The sequence below is a fragment of the Rhodococcus sp. BE178 genome, from assembly GCF_050433545.1.
Classification (GTDB): Bacteria; Actinomycetota; Actinomycetes; order Mycobacteriales; family Mycobacteriaceae; genus Prescottella.
The window spans coordinates 162,312-186,786 of sequence record NZ_JBNPXA010000008.1 but is presented as its reverse complement, the minus strand read 5'-3'; the positions used below and the strand labels follow the sequence as shown (position 1 = coordinate 186,786).

The following is a 24,475-nucleotide window of genomic DNA, read 5'->3' as shown; positions in this document are numbered from 1 at the left end:
GCGCCCGGATGTGTCCGGGCGGAGGTTCCCTCTGAGTGCGGCTACCCTGATCTGCATGACGGTTCCGGGTCGCGCCAAGTCAGTACGCCGCAACCGGCGCAGTGCGAGCCAGATGATCATTGCAGGTCTCGTTGTGCTCGCCGTCGCCGCCTCTTTGTTCATGATCTTCAGCGAAAGCGTCCAGCTGCTGCGGGTCGGTTTGGTGATCGCGCTGTGGGCCGCGACACTCGGTGCAATCGCGATGACGAAGTACCGGCGCGAATCCGCCCTCGACAAGGCGAAGGTTCGCGACCTGCAGAAGGTGTACGAGCTGCAGTTGGAGCGCGAGATCGGCGCTCGCCGCGAGTACGAGTTGGGCGTCGAGGCCCGGGTTCGTGGAGAACTGGGCGCCGAGGCCGAGAACATCGCCGCGTTGCGCGAAGAGCTTGCGGCGCTGCGCAAGAACCTCGAGGTCTTGTTCGACGGACGCCTGCCCGAGGAGCGGGTGGCGTTGCGCGCGGAGTCGATGCGGGTCCAGGAGCTGGCAGGTGGCCCTCAGCCGTCGGCGCCGGGCCTGTTCCGGCCGGGCGCTCAGGCACCGGCGCGGAACAACGCCCCGCGGCCGGCACCGAACAGGCCGTCGTTCGCGTCGCCGTACGACGATCCGGTGACCGCCGAAACATCGGTCGTTCCACCCGAGCCGATCGACGTCGAGGTCGACGAGGTTGCCGAGCCGGTGGTGCCGCAGCCGGTCGTGCGGGCCGAGAAGGTCGAGCAGGTCAAGCCGGTCGAGCAGGTCAAGCCGGTCGAGCAGGTCAAGCCGGTCGAGCGGGTCAAGCCGGTCGAGCGGGCCACGCCCGTCGAGCGAGTCACGCGAGAAGAGCGGAAGCCGGCCCCCGCCGTCCAGGAGCGCGTTCAGGAGAAGAAGCCCGCACCCGTTCCCACTCTCGTTCCGGATCCCGACACCGGGGCCGACGCCGATGCGGACGCGGGCGGCGAAGTGCCCGCGTCGCGGCGGTCGCGTCGCCGCGCCGAGGACGCCGGGGACGCCGGGGGCGCGCACTCGAATGGGCTGTCGGTCGCCGAGATCATGGCGAACATGAAGTCGGCGGATTCGGGTGACGCCGAGCCGCGTCGCCGTCGCCGCGCCGAGTGATCGTCGAGGTCCCGCGGCTGTCGGTCGTGAAGTGAGCTGTAGATCACGTCACTAGCCCGTGGCGGCGTGTCTTCGCGCGGGGCTATTCTCTCCGCAGAACGTCTGGTACCCGCCGAGCGGGACTGGAACGAACGAGAGGACAAGTGTGACCTCTTTCGGGATCACCAACGGGCCTGCGCCTGCACGATTGACGGTAGGAATCGTCTCGGCGGGCCGGGTCGGAACTGCCGTAGGCGCCGCGCTCGAGCGGGTCGGTCATATCGTCGTCGCCTGTTCCGCGGTGTCCGACGCGTCCGTCCTCCGTGCCGAGACCCGGCTTCCCGACACCGAGATCCTGCCGGTGCCCGACGTCGCGGCCGGCGCCGAACTGCTGATTCTTGCCGTCCCCGACGATGAGCTCGCGGGCCTGATCAACGGCCTGGCCGCCACCGGAGCGGTGCGCCCCGGCACGATCGTCGTGCACACCTCCGGCGCCAACGGCATCGGGATTCTCGAGCCGCTCACCGCGCAGGGCGTCGTTCCGCTCGCGATCCATCCCGCGATGACCTTCACCGGTCACGCCGAGGACACCGCGCGTCTGTCCGACGCCTGCTTCGGCATCACTGCGGCCGACGACATCGGCTACGCGATCGGGCAGTCCCTCGTGTTGGAGATCGGCGGCGAGCCGGTGCGGGTCCGCGAGGACGTCCGCCCGCTCTATCACGCGGCCCTCGCGCACGGCAGCAATCACCTCGTGACGCTCGTCGTCGACGCGGTCGCGGCGCTGCGGGTGGCCCTCGAGGGGCAGGAACTGATGGGTCAGGAACTCGTCGGCGACGAGCCCAACGGGTTGCCCGAGCGGGTGCTGCAGCCGCTGCTGTCGGCGGCGCTGGACAACGCGCTACGGCGCGGGCAGTCGGCACTGACCGGGCCCGTGGCGCGTGGGGACGCGGCGGCGGTCGCGAAGCACCTCGAGGTGCTCGGGGACGTCGACCCGCAACTGGCCGCCGGATATCGGGCCCTGTCGCTGCGGACGGCGCAGCGCACGGGGGCCAAGCCGGAACTGATGGAAGTACTCGATGATCGGGAATGAGCAGGGAATGGGCACTGTGACCGAAGCTTCTGCACTGCAGGGCGGATACAAGCGCGGCGAACTGACCGTGCACCACGACCCCGCGATCGTGACGCGGGTGTCGAAGGCGCTGCGGGGCGTGGGCCGTCAGGTCGCGCTCGTCCCGACGATGGGTGCTCTGCATTCGGGGCACATCGAGCTGGTCCGCCAGGCGAAGCTGACCGGTGCGGTCGTGATCGTGTCGATCTTCGTCAATCCGCTGCAGTTCGGTGCGAACGAGGATCTCGACGCCTACCCGCGCACCCTCGACGCGGACCTGGAGTTGCTGCGCGCGGAGGGCGTCGAGCTGGTATTCGCGCCCAGCGCGAAGGCGATGTACCCGGAGGGCCCGCGCACCACGGTGCTGCCGGGTCCGCTCGGCGCCGAGCTCGAGGGTGCGAGCCGCCCGACGCACTTCGCCGGCATGCTCACCGTCGTCGCGAAGCTGCTGCAGATCGCGGCGCCCAATGCCGCGTACTTCGGTGAGAAGGACTACCAGCAGCTGACGCTGATCCGGCAGATGGTGCGCGACCTCAACTTCGACGTCCGGATCGTCGGCGTGCCGACCGTCCGCGAGCAGGACGGCCTGGCGCTGTCCTCCCGCAATCGCTACCTGGACGCGGAGCAGCGCGAATTGGCGACCGTCCTGTCGGCTGCGCTCGTCGCGGGGGCCCACGCGGCCGCCGGCGGTGCGGAGGGGATCCTGGCCGTCGCCCGCGACGTGCTCGCGTCCGTTCCCGGCGTCGAGGTCGACTACCTCGAGGTGCGCGGCGTGGACCTCGGCCCGGCTCCCGAGCGCGGTGACGGCAGATTGCTCGTCGCCGCCCGCATCGGTACCACTCGACTGATCGACAACGTCGGCGTCGCGGTGGGAACCGGATTCCTCGAGCGCGACCCCCAGCCGGGCGATCCGGCTACTGACGACCTCCTCTTCCACTGAAACCGAAGGGCCGAAGATGCTGCGCACCATGATGAAGTCGAAGATCCACCGTGCCACGGTCACGCACGCGGACCTGCACTACGTGGGATCGGTGACCGTCGATCAGGATCTGATGGAGGCGGCCGACCTGCTCGAGGGTGAGCAGGTCACGATCGTCGACATCGACAACGGCGCCCGCCTCGAGACGTACGTCATCACCGGCGAGCGCGGTTCGGGTGTCATCGGGATCAACGGTGCCGCAGCGCATCTGGTGAACCCGGGCGACCTGGTGATCCTTATCGCGTACGGCGTGATGGACGAGCAGGAGATTCGCGAGTACGCGCCGCGCGTGGTGTTCGTCGATGCCGACAACAAGCCGGTGGAACTCGGTTCGGATCCGGCGCACGCGCCCGAGGGCTCCGGACTGATCACCCCGCGGATGCTCTCCAGTCTGGTGTAGACGGTGCTCCTCACCGTCGACGTCCGGAACACCAACATCGTTCTCGGGCTGTTCACCGGCAGCGGTTCGCACTCGAAGCTGGTGCAGGACTGGCGGATGCGTACCGATCCCCGGTTGACCGCCGACGAGTTGGCGCTCAAGATCCGGGGACTGCTCGGCGTGAACGCAGAACAGGTCACCGGAGTCTCCGCGCTGTCGACGGTGCCGTCGGTGTTGCGCGAGATCCGGGTGATGCTCGGCCGGTACTGGGATCACGTGCCGCATGTCGTGGTGGAACCCGGTGTCCGGACCGGTGTCCCGCTGCTGGTCGACAATCCGAAGGAAGTGGGCGCCGACCGTATCGTCAACAGTCTGGCCGCGCACCACCTCTACGACAGTGCGTGCATCGTCGTCGACTTCGGCACCTCGACGTGTGTCGACGTCGTCTCCGCGAAGGGGGAGTTCCTCGGCGGGGCGATCGCGCCGGGGATCGAGATCTCCACGGACGCACTGGCTTCCCAGTCGGCAGCCCTCCGCAAGGTGGAACTGGTGCGGCCGCGCTCGGTGGTCGGCAAGAACACGGTCGAGTGCATGCAGTCGGGGGCGATCTTCGGGTTCGCCGGCCTGGTCGACGGTCTGGTCAGCCGGGTGCGCTCGGAACTCACCGCTTTCGCGGGCTCGAACGTGGCCGTGATCGCGACCGGGGACAGCGCGCCGCTCATCATGCCGGAGTGCGCCACCGTGGAGCATCATGAGCCGGATCTGACGCTCGAGGGTCTGCGGCTGGTGTACGAGCGCAACCTCGCCCGACGCGCACGGCGCACCGAGGTCTGAGCGCCGGAGTAACCGGCGTCACTGCGCGTCCACGGTTCCGCGGGCTTCCGTCGTTGCTGATGTTGTGTCACACTGTTCGACGTGTCCCGTTGCATGAGTGCCCAGGAGTGTTGTCGAGGCTGAACGCTGCCTTGACCAATTCCACTTCCTGGAGCTCTACTCATGCTTTCTGCATATTCTTTTGACGTCTTCACGTCTGCTTCCGACCGCGGTGCTCGCCGCTTCGATGCCGCGCCGCCCTCCCGTCTGCGCCCCGCCGACCTGCTGCGTATCACCGACCAGGGTGCCTCCGACGTCCTCGAAGGCCGTCACGACCACCTGCTGCCGGGCGCGTTCCCGACGCGGGAGCGGTGGTCGACCCGCCTCTACGCCGACGACGACGTCGACGTCTGGTTGATCAGCTGGGTACCCGACAGGTCCATCGAATTACATGACCATGCAGGCTCTTTCGGGGCTCTGACGGTGCTCAGCGGCAACCTCGCGGAGTACCGCTGGACCGGTGGCGAGCTGCGTCGCCGCACCCTCGAGGCCGGCGACCAGGCGTCGTTCCCGCTGGGATGGGTGCACGACGTGATGCGGGCTCCGGGCCCGGTCACCGTCGCCACCGAACCCACGCTGAGCGTGCACGCGTACTCGCCGCCGCTCACCGCCATCTCCTATTACGAGGTCACCGATCGCGGGGCGTTGCGCCGCACCCGCACCGAGCTGACCGATCTGCCCGAAGGGGGCTCCAAGTGACCATCGACCAGATGCTCGACGACGCTCGTTCGCAGATCGACCGCATGTACGTCTTCGAACTCACCGAGGCCTACCGGCGCGGCGCCATCTTCGTGGACATCCGCCCGCAGGCGCAGCGCGCGCTCGAGGGCACGCTGCCCGGCGCGTTGGCGATCGAACGCAACGTCCTCGAATGGCGACTCGACCCCACCAGCAGCGCGCACCTGGCGCTCGCGGTCGACCACGACGTCGAATGGGTGATCGTGTGCTCCGAGGGGTACACCTCCAGCCTGGCTGCGGCGTCGCTGCGGCAGCTCGGGCTGAACAAGGCCACCGACCTCGTCGGCGGCTACAAGGCGATCAAGTCGGCCGGTCTGCTCGGCGCGCTGATGGGGGAGCGTCACTGCGCCCGCGAGCTGGCGACGGTCTCCGCCCACTGAGGTCACCGGCCGCTCGGCCGAATGTCACATACGTTCAGTTGGACTGAACGCGTGTGACATTCGGCCGGCGGCGGAACTCGCGTGGGCTCACACCGTGGTGTCTGGTGAACGCTGCGGTGAGCGCGAACGGACTGGAGTAGCCCACCGCGGCGGCTATCGACGACACCGTCCGCCCGGGATCCGACAGCAGGTCCGCGGCGACGGACAGGCGCCATCCGGTCAGGTAGCCGACCGGCCCGACGCCCATGCGCGCCGAGAACCGTCGTGCGAAAGCGGCTCGGGAACAGTTGCATTCGCGGGCCAGGCCCTCGACGGTCCACGGCTGCTCCGGCTGGTTGTGGATCAGCCGCAGGGCGTTCCCGATGATCGGGTCGTCGTAGGCTGCGATCCAGTTCGGTGACCGTGATGAGTTGTGGGCCAACCATTCCCGAAGCGATGCGATCAGGACGAGGTCCAGCAGCCGATCGAGCAGTACGCTCTGGCCGGGACTGTCCAAGGTGATCTGTTGCGCCAGCAGGGCGGTCATCGGTTCGGTGTCGGTGCTGCGCGGTACCACCGCGATCGGGGTGAGGCAGTCGAGCAGTTGCCGGCTGAGGTAGCTGTCGAGCCGGTACGTGCCGGTCAGCATCACGGTCGGGCCGTCGAGCGCGTTGCCCCAGGTTCGGACGCCGAGGTCGGTCATCCTCATGGCCGGTGCTCCGGCGGCAGTGTGGCAGGCCTGGTTCTCGTCGATGATCACGTGCGGCGGCGTGTCCGGGCGGTCGGCGACCGTGTAGGCGTCGGGTCCGCGCACGAGTGCGATGTCGCCCGGTGTGAGAGTCGCGCCGGCGCCGGTATCCGAGACGACGACCGCGGATCCCCGGAGCAGTGCCACTACCGTCACCGGCGCGTGGTCCTCGATGCGCAGCGACCACGGCGGAGCGAGCACCGAGCGCAGTAGGAATGCCCCCTCCGCCCGAGAGTCGGAGAGCACCATCGACAGTGCGTCCATGCCCGCGACGGTAGACGCTCGAGTATGTTTCTGCGACGCTGCGCCATGGATCGTCTCGCATTGTTGCGGTGGTATCGATTCATGACCACAACAGCGGACAGCACGTCGTCGTCGGGAGCAGTCGCCTTCGAGATCCTCGTCGGAGTGACCGCGCTGGGCGCCGTGATCGCCGGCGGGGCCCTGTTCGCGTTCTCCGCGTTCGTGATGCCCGCGCTGAGTTCGATCCCCGTGCCCTCGGCGATCGAGTCGATGCAGGCGATCAACGTCGCGGCTCCGCGCAGTGCACTGATGGTTCCGCTGATGGGATCCGCGCTCACCGCCGCGGTCTGCGGCGTGTGGGCTGTGATCGCCCGCCCCGCAGGATGGGTCCTGGTGCTGGTGGGTGTCGTCGGGACGATCGCGGCCTTCGCCGTCACCGCGATTTACCACGTTCCGCGCAACGACGCGTTCGCGTCGGCGGACCTGGCCGACGCGGCCGCCTGGCAGAGCTACCGAACCGGATGGACGCTCTGGAATCACGTCCGGGTCGGCCTCTACTTCGCATCCGGCGTGGTGCTCGCGATCGCTGCCGCGCTACCGGCCACACGCTCGGCAGATGCCGCCCTATAGTCTTGTATCCCGTGAGTGAAGCACCCGCCCAGCCAGTAGACGACACCCCCGAGCAGCTCCGGATCCGCCGCGAGAAGCGGGAGCGTCTGCTTGCCCAGGGGCAGGAGCCGTACCCGGTGTCCGTTCCCCGCACTCACAGCCTCGCGGAGGTGCGCGCGAAGTACCCCGATCTGGAGCCCGACACCGCTACCGGTGAGCAGGCCGGCGTCGTGGGCCGTGTCATCTTCGTGCGCAACACGGGCAAGCTCTGCTTCGCGACGCTGCAGGAAGGCGACGGCACCCAGCTGCAGGCGATGCTGAGCCTGGCCAACGTCGGCGAAGAGGCCCTGGCCGCGTGGAAGTCCGACGTCGACCTCGGCGACTTCGTGTTCGTGCAGGGTGAGGTCATCAGCTCCCGTCGCGGTGAGCTCAGCGTCATGGCCGACTCGTGGCAGATGGCGGCCAAGTCGCTGCGTCCGCTGCCCGTCGCGCACAAGGAGATGAGTGAGGAGTCCCGCGTGCGTCAGCGCTACGCGGACCTCATCGTCCGCCCCGAGGCCCGGGACAACGCCCGCAAGCGTGTTGCCGTCGTTCGTGAGCTGCGCAATGCCCTCGAGCGGCGCGGGTTCCTCGAGGTCGAGACGCCGATGCTGCAGACGCTGCACGGCGGCGCCGCGGCCCGCCCGTTCGTGACGCATTCCAACGCGCTCGACATCGACCTGTACCTGCGTATCGCGCCCGAGCTGTTCCTCAAGCGCTGCGTGGTCGGCGGCATCGAGAAGGTCTTCGAGATCAATCGCAACTTCCGCAACGAGGGCGTCGACTCGACGCATTCGCCGGAGTTCGCGATGCTCGAGACGTACGAGGCCTACGGCACCTACGACGATTCCGCGAAGATGATCCGCGAGCTGGTCCAGGAGGTCGCGCAGGCGGCGTTCGGCACGCAGGTGGTCACCCTCGCGGACGGCACCGAGTACGACCTCAGTGGCGAGTGGAAGACGATGGACATGTATCCGTCGCTGTCCGAGGCCATCGGCGTGCAGGTCACCCCGGACACCACGGTCGAGGAGCTGCTGGCGCTGGCCGCCAAGGTGGGTCTCGAGGTCCCGAAGGACAAGGGATACGGCCACGGCAAGCTCGTCGAGGAACTGTGGGAGCACCAGTGCGGTGACCAGTTGTACGCGCCGACGTTCGTGCGGAACTTCCCGGTCGAGACGTCGCCGCTGACCCGCCAGCACCGCACCCTGCCGGGTGTCACGGAGAAGTGGGATCTGTACATCCGCGGATTCGAACTCGCCACCGGATATTCGGAGTTGGTCGATCCGATCATTCAGCGTGAGCGTTTCGTCGATCAGGCGCGTCTCGCCTCGGCCGGCGACGACGAGGCGATGGCTCTCGACGAGGAGTTCCTGGCGGCGATGGAGCAGGGTATGCCGCCGACGACCGGAACCGGCATGGGAATCGACCGTCTGCTGATGGCACTCACCGGATTGGGAATCAGGGAAACCATCTTGTTCCCAATTGTCCGACCGAGCGCGCGCTGACCGGGAGTTTCAATTCGCTCCTATTGCCGAGTCATCACTTTTGGTGATTCAGGGGTACGATTGCATTCGTGTTACCGGCTGGGGCGCATCGCGTCTGAGCAACGTCGCGTCATTCGGAAGGAATTGACCCCATGGCAAAGAAGGTCACTGTAACGCTCATCGACGACGTCGATCAGGACGCCACTGCCGATGAAACGGTCGAGTTCGGCCTGGATGGGGTTCTGTACGAGATCGATCTGTCTTCGGAGAATGCCGCGAAGCTTCGTGAACAGTTGGATGTTTGGGTTTCGCATGCCCGCAAGGCGACGGCTCGTCGTCGTGGCGGCAAGGGTACTTCCAGTAGCAGTGCGACCTCGTCGCGTGTTTCGGTAGACCGCGAGCAGAGTGCGGCGATTCGCGAATGGGCACGCCGGAACGGTTATCCGGTGTCCTCTCGCGGTCGAATCTCGGCGGAAATCACCGAGGCGTACAACAAGGCGCACTGATTACGGCCGGACGTCGCCTCCGCCGATTCGGCCCCGCGTGTAAAGGCGCGCTGCTAGTGTCCGCGATGTGCGGCTGAGGCGATTGTTTACCGACGCAGTGCCTTCGATATTGGACAATCCGGGTGGGTCCGGGCCGGGATCGAACCACTCGTCGCGTAATCCGCTCGACAGTCATCCGAATCCGGTTGTGCCGGTACACGGCACCGGGGGGAACCGGCCCGGACAATGGGGCCACGTATGCCCCGCCCCCGGCGACCGAGGAATATTGCGTCTTCTCGCTTCCTCCCGTTCCATTCGCCGATCTCTCCTGGTCGATTCCGGCGTTCGACGGAATGAAGCCGATCGAGCAGAGGACACGCCGGCGGGGCACCGATTACGGTGGGCATGCGGCGATCGCCGCGGAGTCGATGGCGGCGCGCATGCTCAATGCGCTGGACCGCGGCCGCCCGCGTCCGATTCCGTGCCAGTTCGTCGCACCGATCACAGGAGGCTGAAGCACCTCGCACAGCACTCCGGCGGCTCCTCAGACTCGCATTAATTTGCGTCAGTAAGGTTCCGCTCCGGCGATCGGGCCGACGGGAAGGAGCGTGTGCGGGTGCGAGCAGTTCCGGAGGCGGGCCTCGGCGACGAGATCGACTCGCCCACACCGACGCGGAATCCCAGGTGGCTGCTCGATTCCCGACGAGTCGTTGCGGTGGCCGCCGCAATGGTCGCCCTGCAGATGGTGGTGCGGGGCATCGTCGCCTTCTCGGGCGACTTCTACTGGGACGACCTGATCCTCATCAGCCGCTCGGGGCAGTACCCGGCGTTGTCGGGGCAGTTCCTGTTCTACGACCACGACGGTCACTTCATGCCTGCCGCGTTCCTGGCGGCCTGGTTCGCGACCACGGTGGCACCGCTGACCTGGGCGGTCCCTGCGTTGATGTTGCTGTTTCTGCAACTGCTGGCGTCGCTCGCGGTCCTTCGCGTCCTGCGGTTGCTGCTCGGGATGCGCCCGATCGTGCTGCTGCCGCTCGCGTTCTACCTGTTCTCTCCGCTGACCCTGCCGTCGTTCGCGTGGTGGGCCGCGGGACTGAACTCGCTGCCGATGCAGATCGCCCTCGCCTGGGTGGCGGGCGACGCGATCCGGCTCTGTCGGACCGGACGCGTCCGGTTCGCGGTGTCCGGTTCCGTGGTGACCGCGCTGTCGCTGGCGTTCTTCGAGAAATCGGTGCTGGTGCCGATCGTCGCGTTCGCGACCGTGGTGCTGCTGTTCCGGCTGGACGGAATCGAGCGGCCGCTGCGTTCGGCGTGGCGCCGGGGTCGGGTGCTGTGGATTCCGTTGGTCGCCGTCACCGCGCTGTGGGCGGCGGCGTACCTGTACTTCACCGAGTCGAGGTTCGTCGTCCCGAGTCCGGCGCAGACCGTCGGCCTCGCCCACCACGGCACGTCGCTGGGCCTGGTGCCGACACTGCTCGGCGGACCGTGGGCGTGGGATCGGTGGCCGCCGAGCCCGCCGTGGGCGACGCCGCCGACCGTCCTGGTCGTGCTCGCCTGGGCGGTGCTGCTGGCGGCGCTGGCGTGGTCGCTGCTGTGCCGGAAGCGCACGGGTGCGGTGTGGCTGGCGCTGGTGGCCTACGTCGCGGCGTCGGAGGCGGCGATGGTGCTGACCCGGTCCGGTCCCGGTACCGCCTACGAGCTGGCGCAGACGCTCCGTTACGTCGCCGACAGTGCCGTCGTCATCGCGATCGGCTGGGCGTTGATCGTCCGCGCACCGCGTCGCGAGAATCCTCGGCTGCGCACCCCGGCTGCGCTCCAGAAGCCGGAGAGACGAGCGGTCGTCGCGCTGGCCCTGACCGTCCTGTTCGTCGTGAGCAGTGTGTGGTCGACGTTCACGTTCGTCCAGCGGTGGCGCGACAACCCCACCGTCGACTACCTCGCGAACGCCCGCGCCTCGCTGGCCGCGAATCAGGGCTCGCCGCTGCTGGATCAGCCGGTGTCCATCTGGGTGCTGCTGCCCGTCGCGTACCCGCACAACACGACCAGCCACATCTTCGCCCCGTTGGACGAGCGCCCCGAGTTCGGCCGGTCCACCAACTACCTGCAACTCCTCGACGACTCCGGCCGGCTGATCCCCGCCGCCGTGACGTCGATCCGCAACATCGGTCAGGGGCCGGTGCCGGGCTGTGGCTACCGCGTCGAGGACGGCGCCACCGACATCCCGCTCGACGGCCCGCTGATCGACTGGGAGTGGACCGCCCAGCTCAACTACTTCGCGAGCGCCGACGGGACGATCGAGGTCGGGCTCAGCGGCAGCGGCCCGGCTGCCGACGCTGTGACTGTCCCCGTCCAGGCCGGGCTGAACCAGGTGTTCGTGCGGCTTTTCGGCCCCGGCACCGCGGTGCGCGTGCAACCGGTGAATCCTGGACTGGCGCTGTGCGTCGGAGCCGGTCCGGTCGGTGCCGTCGTCCCGGCTGCGGGGTCCGGCTCGTGAGAACGGACGGGGACGCCGGGTATCTGGCGTCGCTCACCGGCCTGCGCGCGGTCGCCGCGCTGCTCGTGGTCGGCGCGCACGCCGCGTTCTGGACCGGCCGGTACACGAACGACCTGGCGGGCGGCGCGTTCTCCCGCCTCGAGATCGGCGTCGCGGTGTTCTTCGCGCTGTCGGGCTTTCTGCTCTTCCGTCCGTGGCTACGGGCGGCGGCCGGGCAGCAGGAGTTGCCGTCGGCGCGCACGTACCTGTGGCACCGGGTCCGACGGATCCTGCCGGCGTACTGGATCACCGTCGTCGCGACCTACGTGATCTATCTGTTCCGGGAGCCGGGGGAGACGGGTCTGGGCTGGTCGGGGTTCGCGCGGAACATGACGCTCACCCAGATCTACGGGACCGGGCACCTGCACACCGGGCTCACCCAGATGTGGAGCCTGGCGGTGGAGGCCACGTTCTATCTGCTGCTGCCGGTGCTCGGGTGGTTCCTCGTCGTGGTCGTCTGCCGCCGCTCGTGGCATCCGGTCCGGCTCGCGATCGCGCTGCTCGTGGTCGTCGCGATCACGCCGTTGTGGACGCTGATCACGCACAACACCGACCTCACGTACACCGCACGGCTGTGGCTGCCGGGATTCATCGCGTGGTTCGCGGGCGGCATGCTGCTCGCGGTGGCGTCGCTGACGGTGAAGCGGTGCAACCCGTACGCGATGGGTCTGCTGGCGCTGTACTTCCTGCTGCTGGCATGCACGCCGCTGGCGGGCGAGGCGACGATCATCCCGATGGACGTCACCGAGGCCGTCACCAAATCGACGCTCTACCTGCTGTTCGCGATGTCGCTGATGGCGCCACTGGTGATCGGCGACCGGCCCGGTCCCCTCGGCAAGCTGTGCGCGTCCGGACCGATGGTGTGGCTGGGCGAGATCTCGTACGAACTGTTCCTGGTGCACCTCGTGGTGATGGAGTTCGTGATGGAGATGCTCGGCTACCGCACCTTCCAGGGCTCGACCGTGGGCGTCTTCATCGTCACCGTCGCCTTCTCCGTCCCCATCGCGTGGGTGTTGCACCGGACGCTGGAACGCGTGCTGCCCACCGGCCCGCGGGCGGAGCGGCGGGCGATGACCGTCACCCGGCGCGCATCCGTCGTGGACTCGGCGGTGCCCGACGTCGACGCGGCGGCGACCCGGGCTACTCCCAGTCGAGTCGATTGACGGTGCCGCGACGCGCCGTCCAGCGGGATCACCGTTACGAACCTCGCCGATTCCCTGTGTCGGCGGTCATTGCGGAAGTGTTCGCTTCAGGCGTACAGCCGGCGGGAAACGATTCCGCCACCTGCGGCGTTGAAGACTTCGAGCAGGTTGACTCCGCACGTTTGACGGGTGGAGGAGCGGCGGGTCGAATGGCAGCCCACTAGAGTATGAGGTGGGGTCGTGGAACCTTCGTCGGTTCCGGAGGCCGTCAGCCTGTTGTGCCGGAGCGAAACGCGGCGGGCGGGTACGAGACACTGTGACAAGCGGGGCCTCGGACCTGGACCGCCGGAGAGTGTGAGGGAGAGCGATGTTCGAGAGGTTCACCGATCGCGCGCGGCGCGTTGTTGTCCTGGCGCAAGAAGAAGCCAGGATGCTCAACCACAACTACATCGGCACGGAACACATCCTGCTCGGTCTCATCCACGAGGGTGAGGGCGTGGCGGCGAAGTCGCTGGAGTCGTTGGGTATCTCCCTCGAAGGTGTCCGTAGCCAGGTCGAGGAGATCATCGGCCAGGGCCAGCAGGCCCCGTCCGGCCACATTCCGTTCACCCCCCGTGCCAAGAAGGTCCTCGAGCTCAGCCTGCGCGAGGCGCTGCAGCTCGGCCACAACTACATCGGCACCGAGCACATCCTGCTCGGCCTGATCCGCGAGGGCGAGGGTGTCGCGGCTCAGGTGCTCGTCAAGCTGGGCGCCGACCTCAACCGTGTCCGTCAGCAGGTCATCCAGCTGCTCTCGGGCTACCAGGGCAAGGAGCCGGCCGAGGCCGGCGGCAGCCGTGGCGAGGCGGGCACCCCGTCGACGTCGCTGGTCCTCGACCAGTTCGGCCGCAACCTCACCCAGGCCGCCCTCGAAGGCAAACTCGACCCGGTCATCGGCCGCTCGAAGGAAATCGAGCGCGTCATGCAGGTGCTGAGCCGCCGCACCAAGAACAACCCTGTCCTCATCGGTGAGCCGGGCGTCGGTAAGACCGCCGTGGTCGAGGGCCTCGCACAGGCCATCGTCAACGGCGAGGTCCCGGAGACCCTCAAGGACAAGCAGCTCTACACGCTGGACCTGGGCTCCCTGGTGGCCGGCAGCCGTTACCGCGGTGACTTCGAGGAACGCCTCAAGAAGGTGCTCAAGGAGATCAACACCCGCGGCGACATCATCCTGTTCATCGACGAGCTGCACACCCTCGTCGGTGCCGGCGCGGCCGAGGGCGCCATCGATGCGGCCTCGATCCTCAAGCCGAAGCTGGCCCGCGGCGAGCTGCAGACCATCGGTGCCACCACGCTCGACGAGTACCGCAAGTACATCGAGAAGGACGCCGCCCTCGAGCGCCGGTTCCAGCCGGTCCAGGTCGGCGAGCCGACGGTCGAGCACACCATCGAGATCCTCAAGGGTCTGCGCGATCGCTACGAGGCGCACCACCGTGTCTCGATCACCGACAGTGCGCTGGTCGCGGCGGCCACCCTGGCCGACCGCTACATCAACGACCGCTTCCTGCCGGACAAGGCCATCGACCTCATCGACGAGGCAGGCGCCCGGATGCGCATCCGTCGGATGACCGCACCGCCGGACCTGCGCGAGTTCGACGACAAGATCGCCGACGCCCGTCGCGAGAAGGAGTCCGCGATCGACGCGCAGGACTTCGAGAAGGCCGCGAACCTGCGCGACAAGGAGAAGACCCTCGTCGCACAGCGTGCCGAGCGCGAGAAGCAGTGGCGTTCGGGTGACCTGGACGTCATCGCCGAGGTCGACGACGAGCAGATCGCCGAGGTGCTGGGCAACTGGACCGGTATCCCGGTCTTCAAGCTCACCGAGGAGGAGACCACGCGTCTGCTCCGCATGGAGGAGGAGCTGCACAAGCGGATCATCGGCCAGGAGGACGCCGTCAAGGCCGTCTCCAAGGCGATCCGCCGCACCCGCGCCGGCCTGAAGGATCCGAAGCGTCCGTCCGGTTCGTTCATCTTCGCCGGTCCGTCCGGTGTCGGTAAGACCGAGCTGTCCAAGGCGCTCGCGAACTTCCTGTTCGGCGACGACGACGCGCTCATCCAGATCGACATGGGCGAGTTCCACGACCGGTTCACCGCGTCGCGTCTGTTCGGTGCCCCTCCCGGCTACGTCGGCTACGAAGAGGGCGGCCAGCTCACCGAGAAGGTGCGCCGCAAGCCGTTCTCGGTGGTCCTGTTCGACGAGATCGAGAAGGCTCACCAGGAGATCTACAACACCCTCCTGCAGGTGCTCGAGGACGGCCGTCTCACCGACGGTCAGGGTCGTACGGTCGACTTCAAGAACACCGTGCTGATCTTCACCTCGAACCTGGGCACCTCCGACATCTCGAAGGCCGTGGGTCTGGGCTTCTCCGCCGGAACGGGCAGCGAGTCGAACTACGAGCGGATGAAGCTCAAGGTCAACGACGAGCTCAAGAAGCACTTCCGCCCCGAGTTCCTCAACCGCATCGACGACATCATCGTCTTCCACCAGCTGACCAAGGATCAGATCATCCAGATGGTGGACCTGATGATCGGCCGCGTCGAGAAGCAGCTGAAGAACAAGGACATGGACATCGAGCTGACCGAGCAGGCCAAGTCGCTGCTCGCCAAGCGCGGGTTCGATCCGGTGCTCGGCGCGCGGCCGCTGCGTCGCACCATCCAGCGCGAGATCGAGGACCAGCTGTCGGAGAAGATCCTCTTCAACGAGGTCGGCCCCGGTCAGATCGTGCTCGTCGACGTCGAGGGTTGGGACGGCGAGAGCGCGGGCGAGGACGCGAAGTTCACGTTCACGCCCAACCCGAAGCCGGTCAAGGTGCCGGACTCGCCCGCCGAGGCGCTGGCCGGTGCCGGCGACGCCCCGTCCGAGGGTGGCTCCGCCGAGTAGGTTCACAGGCACGACGACGCCCCGCACGCAGCAGCGTGCGGGGCGTCGTCGTGTGTCAGGCCGAGATCGTGGGCCGGCCGATGCCGGTCCGGCCGGACCAGTTGGCGAGGCGTTCCGTCGGTCCCGCTCCCTCGGCCGGCTCGACCACCGCGCCGAACGGCACGTGCCCACCGCGGGGGTTGGCGGGGATCGCGCGGCGGGCCACCGCGAGTGCCGATTCGGCGAGTGCGGAGTCGGTCTCGGTGGGTTGCCCGGTCGCGGCGGCCAGATCCCAGCCGTGGACCAGCGTCTCGTTGAGGTATCCCCAGATCGCGGCGCGGCCGGGTACGCGGCCCCACGGCGCGGTGACGGTGACGTCGAGCAGCGCGTCGTCGCTCCAGACGGCCCACATCCTCTCGCCGGCGATCCGGTACGCGGCGCACCGATCGCCGTCGACGGCGATCGCGACCAACGGCACGGTGGTCGGGTCGCCGCCCTCCCCGATGACGCGCGCCCGGTCGACGGTAGCGACCAGGTGGCCCATCAGGGTCGCGACGTCGAACTCGTCGCACGGCGTCTGATCCGTCAGCTGGTCCGGCCGCACCTCGGCAATCAAGGCGGTCACCCAGGCCAGGGCCTCGCGGTACAGGGGGCGGGGATCGGTGATGTCGGTCATGGTGGGGCCTTTCGATCGAGTGCACGTGTGCGGACCGCGCCCACTCTCGTCCCTAATCACGACATCTCCTGTCATGTATTGCTGAGAGGATGGGGCAATGCGCGCCGACCGCCTCCTCTCGCTGGTATTGCTGCTGCGGAACAGGGGACGGATGTCCGCCACGGCCCTCGCCCGGGAGCTCGAGGTGTCCACTCGCACGGTGCTGCGTGACGTCGAGGCCCTGTCGACGGCAGGGATCCCCGTCTACGCGGAACGCGGCCGGGACGGCGGGTTCGCCCTGCTGCCGGGGTTCACCACCGACCTCACCGGGCTGACGGTGGAGGAGGCGAAGGCGCTGCTCGCGGCCGGCGCCGCGGCCACCCCTGCGGCGCTGGGGATGGCGCCCGCCTTCGCGTCCGCGATGCGGAAGGTGTCGGCCGCCATGCCCGACACGCATCGCTCGGCCGCCACACGAGTCGCGGAACGGGTGCTCGTGCGGCAGGGCGGTTGGCTCACCGACCCGTCCCACGAGGCGTATCTCGGCCTGATCCAGCAGGTGGTGTTCGCGGGGCGCCGGCTTCGGCTCCGGTACGCCGCCCGCGGCAGCGAATCACACTGGCGCACAGTTGATCCGATCGGCCTGGTCAATGCCGGCGGCAGGTGGTACCTGGTGGCAACGCATCGCGGTTCGGAGCGCACGTACCGGCTGTCCCGCATCCAGGACGCCGTGGAGCTCGACGAGCCGGCGCGGCGCGACCCCGTCGTCGACCTGGCCGGGATCTGGGACCGGCGGCGGTCCGAGTTCCGTGCGCTGCACGAGTCCGTGGCGGCCACCGTTCGGGTGCGGGCCGAGCGGCGGGAGGACCTTCTCGGCTCGGTGCTCTCCGCCGCCTCGGAGACTCGCGCGGACGGCTGGATCACGGCCGAGGTCGAGTTCGGCGACGCCGCTCACGCCGGGGGAGTGTTGTGGATGCTCGGCGAGGATGCGGAACTTCTCGGGCCCGAGAGTCTGCGCGAGGGGATCAGGCTCCGGGCGTCGGGCATGGCCGATCGGCACCGGGCCGCCCGTCCGGTGCCGGAACCGGGCTGACCCACTCAGGTGCAGGGGCCCGTCGACCCCGTCATCACCACGACGTGCGCGGCGCGGCGCGTCCGGTCCGGCCCGAACAACGCCACTTCCTGCCGGGCCCAGCGGTCCCAGTGCGGCCGGAATATGTCGCCGTCGCGCCGCAGGGCGCGACGCATCCGCTCGTCCGGGGAGGCGTCGACGAACACCCGGACCGCGAAGTACCCGCGCGCGATGCCACAGGTCGATCCGGCACCCTCGACGATCAGGTAGCGGTGGCGGCGGACCGCGCGCCACTCCGCGTATCCGCCGCGATACCAGTCGTAGCGCCGGTAGCGCGGGATCCGGCCGTGCTCGGCGGGAGAGAGGACCCACCGGACGAGTAGCGGCACGGACGCCGCAAGACCGTCCCAGCCGGGGTAGAGGTCGTCCATCCGGACGATCGGCGCGTCGCCCAGCGCCGCGGCGACCCGATCGGCGAGGGTCGATTTTCCGCCGCCCGCGGGACCGTCGATGCCTACCAGGATCGGCCGGCGTCCTCGACGCCGCCGTCGGTGGGCGGCACGGGCCAGAGCCGCGGTCCGAGCTGCCCCCTCGGCCTGCGCCCGGCCGGTCTGATCGTCGTCGGTGGTCACGATCAGCACGCTATGCCGATCGTCGCCCCGGTCGGTATTCGCCGAGGCGGTCGAGTGGGCTCCGGGGGGCTGCCGGGGGCCTGCCACCAGATCACCGCGGGGTTCGTCCCGGTCGTGTCGGCCTGTCGGTGAGCGGGACGGACCTCGATGGTGTGAACTGGCCGCATGACGTCCGCTGCGGTCGGGACACGCCCCGCCCGGGCCTCGTTGGTCCTGACGGCCCTGATCCTCGTCGCCGCCGTGGCGAACCTGAACCTGGCGGTGGCCAATGTCGCGCTGCCCGACATCGGTCGGGCCTTCGACGCGAGCCAGACGCAGCTGAACCTGATCGCCGTCGGGTACTCCGTCGGGCTCGCGGGTTCGGTGCTCTACCTCGGTGCCCTCGGTGACCGGTTCGGCCGCAAGATGATGCTGGTGCTCGGCATGGTGCTGTCGCTGCCCGCGTGCATCATCGCCGCGTTCGCGCCGACCGTCGAGGTGCTGATCCTCGCGCGCCTGCTCGGGGGTGTCGCGGCCGGGATGGCCTTCCCGACCACCCTCGCGCTGATCACCGCGCTCTGGTCGGGGGCCGGCCGGACCAAGGCGATCGCTCTGTGGTCCGCGATCGGGGGCGGCATCTCTTCGCTAGGCCCGCTCGTGTCCGGTGCCCTGTTGCAGTCGTTCGACTGGGGTTCGGTGTTCCTGGTGACGGTGCCGCTCGCGCTGGTCGCACTGGGGTTCGCCGTGTTCTTCGTGCCGAGCCACGTCAACGAGTCGACCGATCCGGTGGACCATCTGGGCGGGATCGTTTCCGTGGTCCTGGTGGCTGCACTGGTGTTGGGGATCAACTTCGCTCCCGTCGACGGTATGCGCATGACCGCGTTGTCGATGCTGCTGGTCGCGGCCGCCGCGGGCATTGCGTTCGGAATACGGCAGTTGCGGGCGAAGTACCCTCTGTTCGACCTGCGGGTGGCCCGCAGGCGGATCTTCTGGGTGGCGGCGGTCGCGGGCATCGTCGTGTTCGGCACGCTCATGGGGACGTTGTACATCGGTCAGCAGTTCATGCAGAACGTGCTCGGCTACTCCACGCTGGCCGCGGGCTCCGCGGGTCTGCCCGCGGCGGCCGTCATGGTGGTGGTGGCGCCGCAGTCGGCCAAGCTGGTCGAGTCGCACGGCGCGCGGTTCACCCTCTTGCTGGGATACACGGCGATCGTGCTGGGACTGTTGGTGGCCCTGCTGCTGTGGAAGGAGGACGCGCAGTACTGGAAGATCGCGCTCGGCTACATGTTCCTCGGCGCGGGCGTCGGACTCGCCGGCACGCCCGCCTCGCACTCGCTGACCGGGTCGGTGCCGGTGTGGCGGGCGGGAATGGCGTCGGGCACCGCGGACCTGCAGCGCGACCTGGGTGGCGCCATCGTGCAGTCGGTGCTCGGCGCGCTGCTCACCGCCGGATACGCGGCCTCGTTCGCTGCCTCGATCGCCGCCAGTCCGGACTCCGGCGCCGTCAGTGATCAGACCGAGGCCGCGTTGGAGAAGTCGTTCGCCGGTGCCGAGAACGTCGCGGAGCGGTACCCGCAGTACGCGGACGCGATCACCGCCGCCGCCCGTGCGGCCTTCCTCGACGGTGACACCCGCGCGTACAGCGCGGCGATCGTGATCGTCCTGGTCGGTGCGGCGCTCGTCTTCTTCGCCTACCCGCACCGCGATCGGGAACGGGAACTGTTCGCGCAGTATCACGAGACCGACGAGGCGACCGAGCGCGCCGACCGGTGATCCTGAGCAAATCGCGAGTACCGGACGAGGTGTCGGTGAACACTGGTGGATGTCACCCGCACACTCCGACGGAAGGACTCCCATGCCCACACGTACCGCACGCACCGCCTGGAAAGGGACGCTCGAAAAGGGTTCGGGCCAGGTCGAACTCACCAGTTCGGGGGCGGGCACCTTCGAGGTGTCGTTCCCGAAGCGGGCCGCCGAGGACGCCGGGGGCACCACCAGTCCGGAGGAACTGATCGCGGCCGCGCACTCGTCCTGCTACGCGATGCAGTTGTCCGCCCTGATCGGCGAGGCGGGTGGGGTCCCGCAGAGTCTCGACATCCGGGCCGACGTATCGCTCGGCCCCGACGATCCGGGCTTCAAGCTCACCGGGATCACGCTCACTGTCCGCGGTGAGGTGGACGGCCTGGACGCTGCGGGGTTCGCCCATGTGGCCCAGGCGGCCAAGGAGTCCTGCCCTGTGAGCAAGGCCCTCACCGGCGTCACGATCACGCTGGATGCCGCGCTCGAGTAGTCCGTATGGCGGGTGCTCGAACGTTACTGTGGCGGAATCGCTTCCGGTGACCTTGCGGTCAGGCTCGTTCGAGCCTCGCCCGGATCCGGTCCATCTTCGCATTCAGTTCGTCCTGCGTGACGATGCCGCGGTCGAGCAGCGTGTGCGCGGTGGTGATGGCGGACCGGGAGTGGACCGGGAACTCGCTGTAGATGGTTTCGCCCAGTTCGTCCTCGGTGTGCCGGCGCTCGAGGTTGTCCCACGCGCCGCGCCACGACAGGCATTCGACCGTGGCCTGCATTGCCGACTCCCACGGGTCCGGCTTGCGGTCGGTGTCGGGGAGGGCTCCGCCGCGCTCGGAGCCTTCTTTCAGTGTGCCGAGGATGATCTCGTATCCCTGTGCCGTGGTCACTTGCCACCTCCCGAAGACGGCGCGGACGGCGCCTCGGATGCGTCCCAGTCGGCGGACGGCAGTGCCACACCGATCATCGTGTCGCGGGTGACGATCTTCTCGAGCTGTTCCTCGGTCCAGCCCTCGGTGCCCCCGGGGCGCATCGGCATGACCATGAACCGCGACTTCTGGTTCGAATCATGCACGCGCACTTCCACATCGGACGGGAAGTGTAGTCCGAACTCGGCGAGAACCTCGCGGGGGCGCCGCACCATGCGTCGACGGTAGTTCGGCGTCCGGTACCAGTCCGGCGACATGCCGAGGACGGGGCGCGGGTAGCACGAGCACAGCGTGCACACGATCACGTTGTGCACCGTCGGGGTGTTCTCGAGGACGTAGAAGAAGGTGTAGTCACTCGGTGTGCCGGTGCCCGTCGGGTCGGTCCAGTCGATGCCCACCTCCTTGCAGGTCTCGGTCCCGTCCTCGAGCAGGCGCTTTTTGAACTCGGGATCGGTCCAAGCCTTGGCCACGAGTTTCGACCCGCCGGAGGGTCCGATCGACTCGGCCCACTCGGAAAAGCGGCGGTGATCCTCGGCGGAGAACAGACCCTTCTCGATCGCGAGTTCGCGCAGCGCGAGTTCCAGGACCTCGAACTCGCTGACCTCCTCGGAGGCCTGGATGGGCGCGTGTGCATCCTTGCCGGAATGGCTGTGTGAGTCGCTCACTTCTCCTCCTACTGGTCCTTCTCGGGAGCCCGGAGCCAGCCCTCCGCGCATTCGGTCTCGAGCGTGTCGATGTCGTACCCGGTGTAGCGGGGCCACAGATCGGTCTGCTTGAACGAGACGACGTAGAACGGTTCCTTGCGGCCGGTCTCGAGCTTGTCGAAGGCCTCGTCCTCCGGAATCACCCATTCGGGTCGGTGCGCGACGACGGTGCCGGTCTGGTTGCGCACGTAAGCCTGTGTACGCGTGTGGAAGAGGCTGGTCTGGTCCTTGACGACCACGCGGTCGCCGACTTTGAACTTCGGCATCACTTCCTGGCCTCCTGCAGCCGTGCCCGCACCTCGTCGATCTTGTCGGAGAGTTCGTCGAGGGAAATCAGCCCCTTGTCGACCATCACCTTCGCGGCGACGGTGATCCATCGTGCGTAGTACGGGAGCCCGAAGTACTGGGTCTCACCGAGGTCGACCTCGGCCCGACGGCGCATCTCGGAGTTCCACGAACCGCGCCACGCGAGGCATTCGCACGTGAGGTACGTGTTCATCTCCCAGTCCTCTTCCGGCTTCTCCTTGTACGCGACCGGGAGTGCCGGCTGCCCGCCGACGTCGTGCAGGACGTGCCGCAGGATGTCGTACTGCGCGTTGGTGATCGAGTACGGCGAGTCCTGCACGTCGTGGACTGCGGGGGTGATCTGTGCCAGACCGTCGGTGAGGGTCTGGAATTGTGCCTGGGTGGTGCTCACGGAGGTCTCCCTTCCAAGTGGGTCCGGTGGTTCGTGGTGCTCCGAATCCTCGTCAGGTCCCCTCCTACGGTCGTGAGGTGCCGGTCGGCGCCTGCCCCGGCGTGGATGCGGGTGCCGTGGTGGGGGAGGCCGGGCCGCGCTGTGCCCGTTCGGTGAGGTAGGCGTAGACCAGTCCCAGGCTCAGCCACAGCGTGGCCTGCGTCGCCAGCGACGACACCCGGAACTGCCACAGCAGAGTTGCGGGGAAGTCCTCTCCCACCTCGTTCACGGTCGGCAGCAGGAGATAGCCGACGGTGACGATCGCGAGGAAGGTGACGATCGCGGAGGCGGTCCGTACCGTCCAGTAGTGTTGCGGCGCAAGCACCTTGGCGACGTAGACGGCGGCCCCCACGGCCGCGAGCCCGAGTACGAGGGCGGCCAGCCACAGCAGCGCCCGCTCGTTGATGGTGTCCGGATCGCCGACTGCGGGTGGATTGGCCGGGTACTTGAAGAACGGAACAGCTTCGATGGCGAGCCACCCCGCCCCGGCCGTGCCGAGCGCGAGGAGCGGGCCGGACATCGCGGTGAACCGGCGCGCATAGTGTGCGGCGACGCCGAAGATCGCGCCGATCGCGACCCCCGCCAGCGTTGTCGCAAGGATCAGCCCGGCCCGTTGTCCGCCTCGCGAGACCAGAGGTTCGTCGCTGTCGGAGTGCGAGTGCGTGGCGGCGGTGTCCCCGTGATCGTGGGTGGCGGCCGCATCGCTCTCGGGCGCGGATTCCTCGACCGTGATGGCAGTCGTGACGTGCGGTTCACCGAGCGCGAAGGCGACTGCGCCGGTGAGGAGTCCGGCGATCAGCCCGGCGAGAAGGCCTCGCAGCAGCAGGCTCTTCAACGATCCTGCTAGTGGCACGGGAGCCCCAGGAGGTGGCGGCCGTCGTGCATCAGTTCGTGCATGTACATCCCGGTGCGGGAGATCGCGCCCTGGTCGAAGCCGACGAGATAGAGCGTGAGCAGGGCGAGGAGAACCACACCCACCGCTACGAGCGCGATGCCGAGTGATTCGATCGCCCGATTCGGGCTGTGGACGAGAGTCATGGCTCCTCCTGGGGTGCGTCCGAACACCGCTGGCTTGTCATGCGCTGCGATCGAAGCGGCCGGAGAACTCGATTCGGCTGGGCGGCCGAAGCCGTGGGCGACCGCCGACTGTGGGAGCGGCCGACGGCCGGGCGGAAGGCGTCACTGACGCTACGCGGCCGATGCGGTGGATCTCGCGGACTTGTGGACTTCACACAACTGCGGATGCATCGTCGGACGCGACGGAACGAGACGGGATGTCGGGCAAACGGGTACGACTCCGGAAACCGGACTTTCGGCCGATTCGCCGACGTGGTCTGTGCAGTACTCCGCCCACTGACGACGGGGAGCTGGTCATGCGTGGGGGCGGCTACGTAGTGGATCCGGGTGGCGACAACGCGCTCGCAATCGCATTCGGTCTGCTCGGCGACGAGTGGAATCTGTGGATCCTCGACCATGCCCTGCGCGCGGCGCGACGGTACAGCGACTGGGCGGGTAGGGGAAGATCTCGAACTCGGTCCTGACCGGACGGCTCGCCTGGCTGACCGACGCGGGCCTGCTCGACAAGGTCGTGTTCCCGATCGCTTCGGCGCGGCCCGAGTATCTGCTCACCGATCGCGGCCGCGCGGTGTGGCCGATCCTGGCGGCGATGTGGTCGTGGGAGCGTGAGTGGGCGCCGGACGGTCCGGCCGGTCTGTTGCGGGTGCGGCACGTCGACTGCGGGGCCGAGTTCACCCCGGTGATGGTGTGCGCGCGGTGCCGGGAGCCGGCCGGGTTGGACGACGTGACTGCGAGTCTCGGTCCGAGCGGTGGCGCATCGCGCAGCATCCCGGCGGCGGCGAGTCGCCGTCGCACCGGGGCGGCCCGTCGGCGCGCGCAGCTGCCGCACACGATGGAACTGGTCGGTAGCCGGTGGTCGGCCGCGTTGCTCGGTGCGGCTCGTTCGGGGCGACGAGGTTCGGGGTGTTCGCGGAGTGGACGGGCGCGCCGTCGGCCGTCCTGGCGGATCGTCTGCGGGTCTTCACCGAACTCGGCGTGCTGAGCGAGCGCCCCGCGCCGGAGTATCCGGGACGGGTCACCTACCACCTGACACGGAAGGGCAGGGCGTTCTTCCCGGTCCGGGCGCCCAGGTCGCGCGTGGATAACAGTCCGTGGTAAATCTAGTGACCTAGATCACACCGCTAACTGAAGTGACGACGGTCGGGGCGTCGGATCGACGGAAGGGAAG

The 24,475-nt window shown here is 68.4% G+C and carries 28 protein-coding genes; 19 read left to right on the top strand and 9 right to left on the bottom strand.

The genetic code is table 11. The features are described 5' to 3' along the window. Positions 1–55: 55 nt before the first annotated feature. The 7 genes from J2X34_RS16295 (at position 56) to J2X34_RS16265 (ending at position 5,574) form a co-directional block, all read left to right on the top strand. Positions 56–1,135, top strand: a complete 1,080-nt coding sequence (locus J2X34_RS16295; protein ID WP_429518365.1) for a DUF6779 domain-containing protein — start codon at positions 56–58, stop codon at positions 1,133–1,135. A gap of 145 nt (positions 1,136–1,280) precedes the next feature. After that, entirely contained in the window at positions 1,281–2,207 is a 927-nt protein-coding gene (locus tag J2X34_RS16290; RefSeq protein ID WP_114723437.1) for a Rossmann-like and DUF2520 domain-containing protein, read from the top strand. Positions 2,208–2,214: 7 nt separating this feature from the next. Beyond that, the gene (gene panC, locus J2X34_RS16285; RefSeq protein WP_429518363.1) at positions 2,215–3,165 is read left to right on the top strand and encodes a pantoate--beta-alanine ligase; all 951 of its coding nucleotides are present in this window, start codon (positions 2,215–2,217) and stop codon (positions 3,163–3,165) included. Between the two features lie 16 nt (positions 3,166–3,181). Next, a complete protein-coding gene (gene panD, locus J2X34_RS16280; RefSeq protein WP_114723435.1) occupies positions 3,182–3,604 on the top strand; it encodes an aspartate 1-decarboxylase in 423 nt (140 codons plus the stop codon). Between the two features lie 3 nt (positions 3,605–3,607). Next, positions 3,608–4,417, top strand: a complete 810-nt coding sequence (locus J2X34_RS16275) for a type III pantothenate kinase (RefSeq protein WP_429518361.1) — start codon at positions 3,608–3,610, stop codon at positions 4,415–4,417. A gap of 162 nt (positions 4,418–4,579) precedes the next feature. Beyond that, a complete protein-coding gene (locus J2X34_RS16270) occupies positions 4,580–5,155 on the top strand; it encodes a cysteine dioxygenase (protein ID WP_429518359.1) in 576 nt (191 codons plus the stop codon). Beyond that, positions 5,152–5,574: a rhodanese-like domain-containing protein gene (locus tag J2X34_RS16265; protein WP_114723432.1), complete on the top strand. Its 423-nt coding sequence runs from the start codon at positions 5,152–5,154 to the stop codon at positions 5,572–5,574. The genes J2X34_RS16270 and J2X34_RS16265 overlap by 4 nt, the downstream gene beginning before the upstream one ends. Positions 5,575–5,608: 34 nt before the next feature. On the opposite strand, the gene J2X34_RS16260 is transcribed toward J2X34_RS16265, so the two are convergent. Continuing rightward, the gene (locus tag J2X34_RS16260; RefSeq protein ID WP_114723431.1) at positions 5,609–6,565 is read right to left on the bottom strand and encodes an AraC family transcriptional regulator; all 957 of its coding nucleotides are present in this window, start codon (positions 6,563–6,565) and stop codon (positions 5,609–5,611) included. 81 nt (positions 6,566–6,646) lie between these two features. Between J2X34_RS16260 and J2X34_RS16255 the strand changes: the two genes are divergently transcribed. The 6 genes from J2X34_RS16255 to J2X34_RS16230 all read left to right on the top strand — a co-directional run bounded on the left by J2X34_RS16255 (position 6,647) and on the right by J2X34_RS16230 (position 15,756). After that, positions 6,647–7,174, top strand: coding sequence for an anthrone oxygenase family protein (locus J2X34_RS16255; protein ID WP_429518356.1), 528 nt, complete (start codon positions 6,647–6,649; stop codon positions 7,172–7,174). A gap of 11 nt (positions 7,175–7,185) precedes the next feature. Next, on the top strand, positions 7,186–8,697 hold the full coding sequence (gene lysS / locus J2X34_RS16250) for a lysine--tRNA ligase (RefSeq protein ID WP_429518354.1): 1,512 nt from the start codon (positions 7,186–7,188) through the stop codon (positions 8,695–8,697). Positions 8,698–8,828: 131 nt separating this feature from the next. Continuing rightward, entirely contained in the window at positions 8,829–9,182 is a 354-nt protein-coding gene (locus tag J2X34_RS16245) for a histone-like nucleoid-structuring protein Lsr2 (RefSeq protein ID WP_114723429.1), read from the top strand. Positions 9,183–9,777: 595 nt separating this feature from the next. Continuing rightward, positions 9,778–11,655: a hypothetical protein gene (locus J2X34_RS16240; protein ID WP_429518352.1), complete on the top strand. Its 1,878-nt coding sequence runs from the start codon at positions 9,778–9,780 to the stop codon at positions 11,653–11,655. Next, complete coding sequence (locus J2X34_RS16235; protein WP_429518350.1) at positions 11,652–12,857, top strand: acyltransferase family protein; 1,206 nt, start codon at positions 11,652–11,654, stop codon at positions 12,855–12,857. The genes J2X34_RS16240 and J2X34_RS16235 overlap by 4 nt, the downstream gene beginning before the upstream one ends. 346 nt (positions 12,858–13,203) lie before the next feature. Then, a complete protein-coding gene (locus J2X34_RS16230) occupies positions 13,204–15,756 on the top strand; it encodes an ATP-dependent Clp protease ATP-binding subunit (RefSeq protein ID WP_114723425.1) in 2,553 nt (850 codons plus the stop codon). Positions 15,757–15,811: 55 nt separating this feature from the next. Here the strand turns inward: J2X34_RS16230 and J2X34_RS16225 are convergent, their stop codons facing one another. Further along, positions 15,812–16,411, bottom strand: coding sequence for a TIGR03086 family metal-binding protein (locus tag J2X34_RS16225; protein ID WP_114723424.1), 600 nt, complete (start codon positions 16,409–16,411; stop codon positions 15,812–15,814). Between the two features lie 97 nt (positions 16,412–16,508). On the opposite strand from J2X34_RS16225, the gene J2X34_RS16220 reads away from it, so the two are divergent. After that, on the top strand, positions 16,509–17,480 hold the full coding sequence (locus tag J2X34_RS16220) for a helix-turn-helix transcriptional regulator (protein ID WP_429518347.1): 972 nt from the start codon (positions 16,509–16,511) through the stop codon (positions 17,478–17,480). Positions 17,481–17,485: 5 nt separating this feature from the next. Here the strand turns inward: J2X34_RS16220 and J2X34_RS16215 are convergent, their stop codons facing one another. Continuing rightward, positions 17,486–18,091, bottom strand: a complete 606-nt coding sequence (locus tag J2X34_RS16215; RefSeq protein WP_429518345.1) for a hypothetical protein — start codon at positions 18,089–18,091, stop codon at positions 17,486–17,488. Positions 18,092–18,256: 165 nt separating this feature from the next. On the opposite strand from J2X34_RS16215, the gene J2X34_RS16210 reads away from it, so the two are divergent. Further along, entirely contained in the window at positions 18,257–19,843 is a 1,587-nt protein-coding gene (locus J2X34_RS16210; RefSeq protein ID WP_114723422.1) for an MFS transporter, read from the top strand. An 82-nt stretch (positions 19,844–19,925) separates the two neighbouring features. Next, on the top strand, positions 19,926–20,360 hold the full coding sequence (locus J2X34_RS16205; protein WP_429518343.1) for an OsmC family protein: 435 nt from the start codon (positions 19,926–19,928) through the stop codon (positions 20,358–20,360). Between the two features lie 58 nt (positions 20,361–20,418). On the opposite strand, the gene J2X34_RS16200 is transcribed toward J2X34_RS16205, so the two are convergent. The 6 genes from J2X34_RS16200 to J2X34_RS16175 form a co-directional block, all read right to left on the bottom strand. Next, entirely contained in the window at positions 20,419–20,751 is a 333-nt protein-coding gene (locus J2X34_RS16200) for a ScnB (protein ID WP_429518341.1), read from the bottom strand. Next, positions 20,748–21,455 carry a thiocyanate hydrolase subunit gamma gene (gene scnC / locus J2X34_RS16195; protein ID WP_429518339.1) on the bottom strand — a complete coding sequence of 236 codons (708 nt, stop codon included), beginning with the start codon at positions 21,453–21,455 and terminating at the stop codon, positions 20,748–20,750. Before scnC ends, J2X34_RS16200 begins: the two co-directional genes overlap by 4 nt. Positions 21,456–21,463: 8 nt before the next feature. Further along, positions 21,464–21,760 carry an SH3-like domain-containing protein gene (locus J2X34_RS16190; RefSeq protein ID WP_368077029.1) on the bottom strand — a complete coding sequence of 99 codons (297 nt, stop codon included), beginning with the start codon at positions 21,758–21,760 and terminating at the stop codon, positions 21,464–21,466. After that, the gene (locus J2X34_RS16185; RefSeq protein ID WP_429518425.1) at positions 21,760–22,149 is read right to left on the bottom strand and encodes a hypothetical protein; all 390 of its coding nucleotides are present in this window, start codon (positions 22,147–22,149) and stop codon (positions 21,760–21,762) included. The genes J2X34_RS16190 and J2X34_RS16185 overlap by 1 nt, the downstream gene beginning before the upstream one ends. Before the next feature lie 106 nt (positions 22,150–22,255). Further along, positions 22,256–23,083 (bottom strand): CbtA family protein, encoded by an 828-nt coding sequence (locus tag J2X34_RS16180; protein ID WP_114723416.1) that lies wholly within the window; start codon positions 23,081–23,083, stop codon positions 22,256–22,258. Continuing rightward, a complete protein-coding gene (locus tag J2X34_RS16175; protein WP_107984711.1) occupies positions 23,074–23,268 on the bottom strand; it encodes a CbtB domain-containing protein in 195 nt (64 codons plus the stop codon). Before J2X34_RS16175 ends, J2X34_RS16180 begins: the two co-directional genes overlap by 10 nt. Positions 23,269–23,603: 335 nt before the next feature. On the opposite strand from J2X34_RS16175, the gene J2X34_RS16170 reads away from it, so the two are divergent. Genes J2X34_RS16170 through J2X34_RS16160 form a run of 3 tightly spaced genes read left to right on the top strand, consistent with a single transcriptional unit; the run spans position 23,604 to position 24,405 of the window. Beyond that, positions 23,604–23,771 (top strand): hypothetical protein, encoded by a 168-nt coding sequence (locus J2X34_RS16170; RefSeq protein ID WP_258558087.1) that lies wholly within the window; start codon positions 23,604–23,606, stop codon positions 23,769–23,771. After that, positions 23,753–24,289, top strand: coding sequence for a winged helix-turn-helix transcriptional regulator (locus tag J2X34_RS16165; RefSeq protein WP_429518423.1), 537 nt, complete (start codon positions 23,753–23,755; stop codon positions 24,287–24,289). Before J2X34_RS16170 ends, J2X34_RS16165 begins: the two co-directional genes overlap by 19 nt. Further along, positions 24,211–24,405: a winged helix-turn-helix transcriptional regulator gene (locus tag J2X34_RS16160; RefSeq protein WP_258558086.1), complete on the top strand. Its 195-nt coding sequence runs from the start codon at positions 24,211–24,213 to the stop codon at positions 24,403–24,405. Before J2X34_RS16165 ends, J2X34_RS16160 begins: the two co-directional genes overlap by 79 nt. Positions 24,406–24,475: the final 70 nt, after the last annotated feature.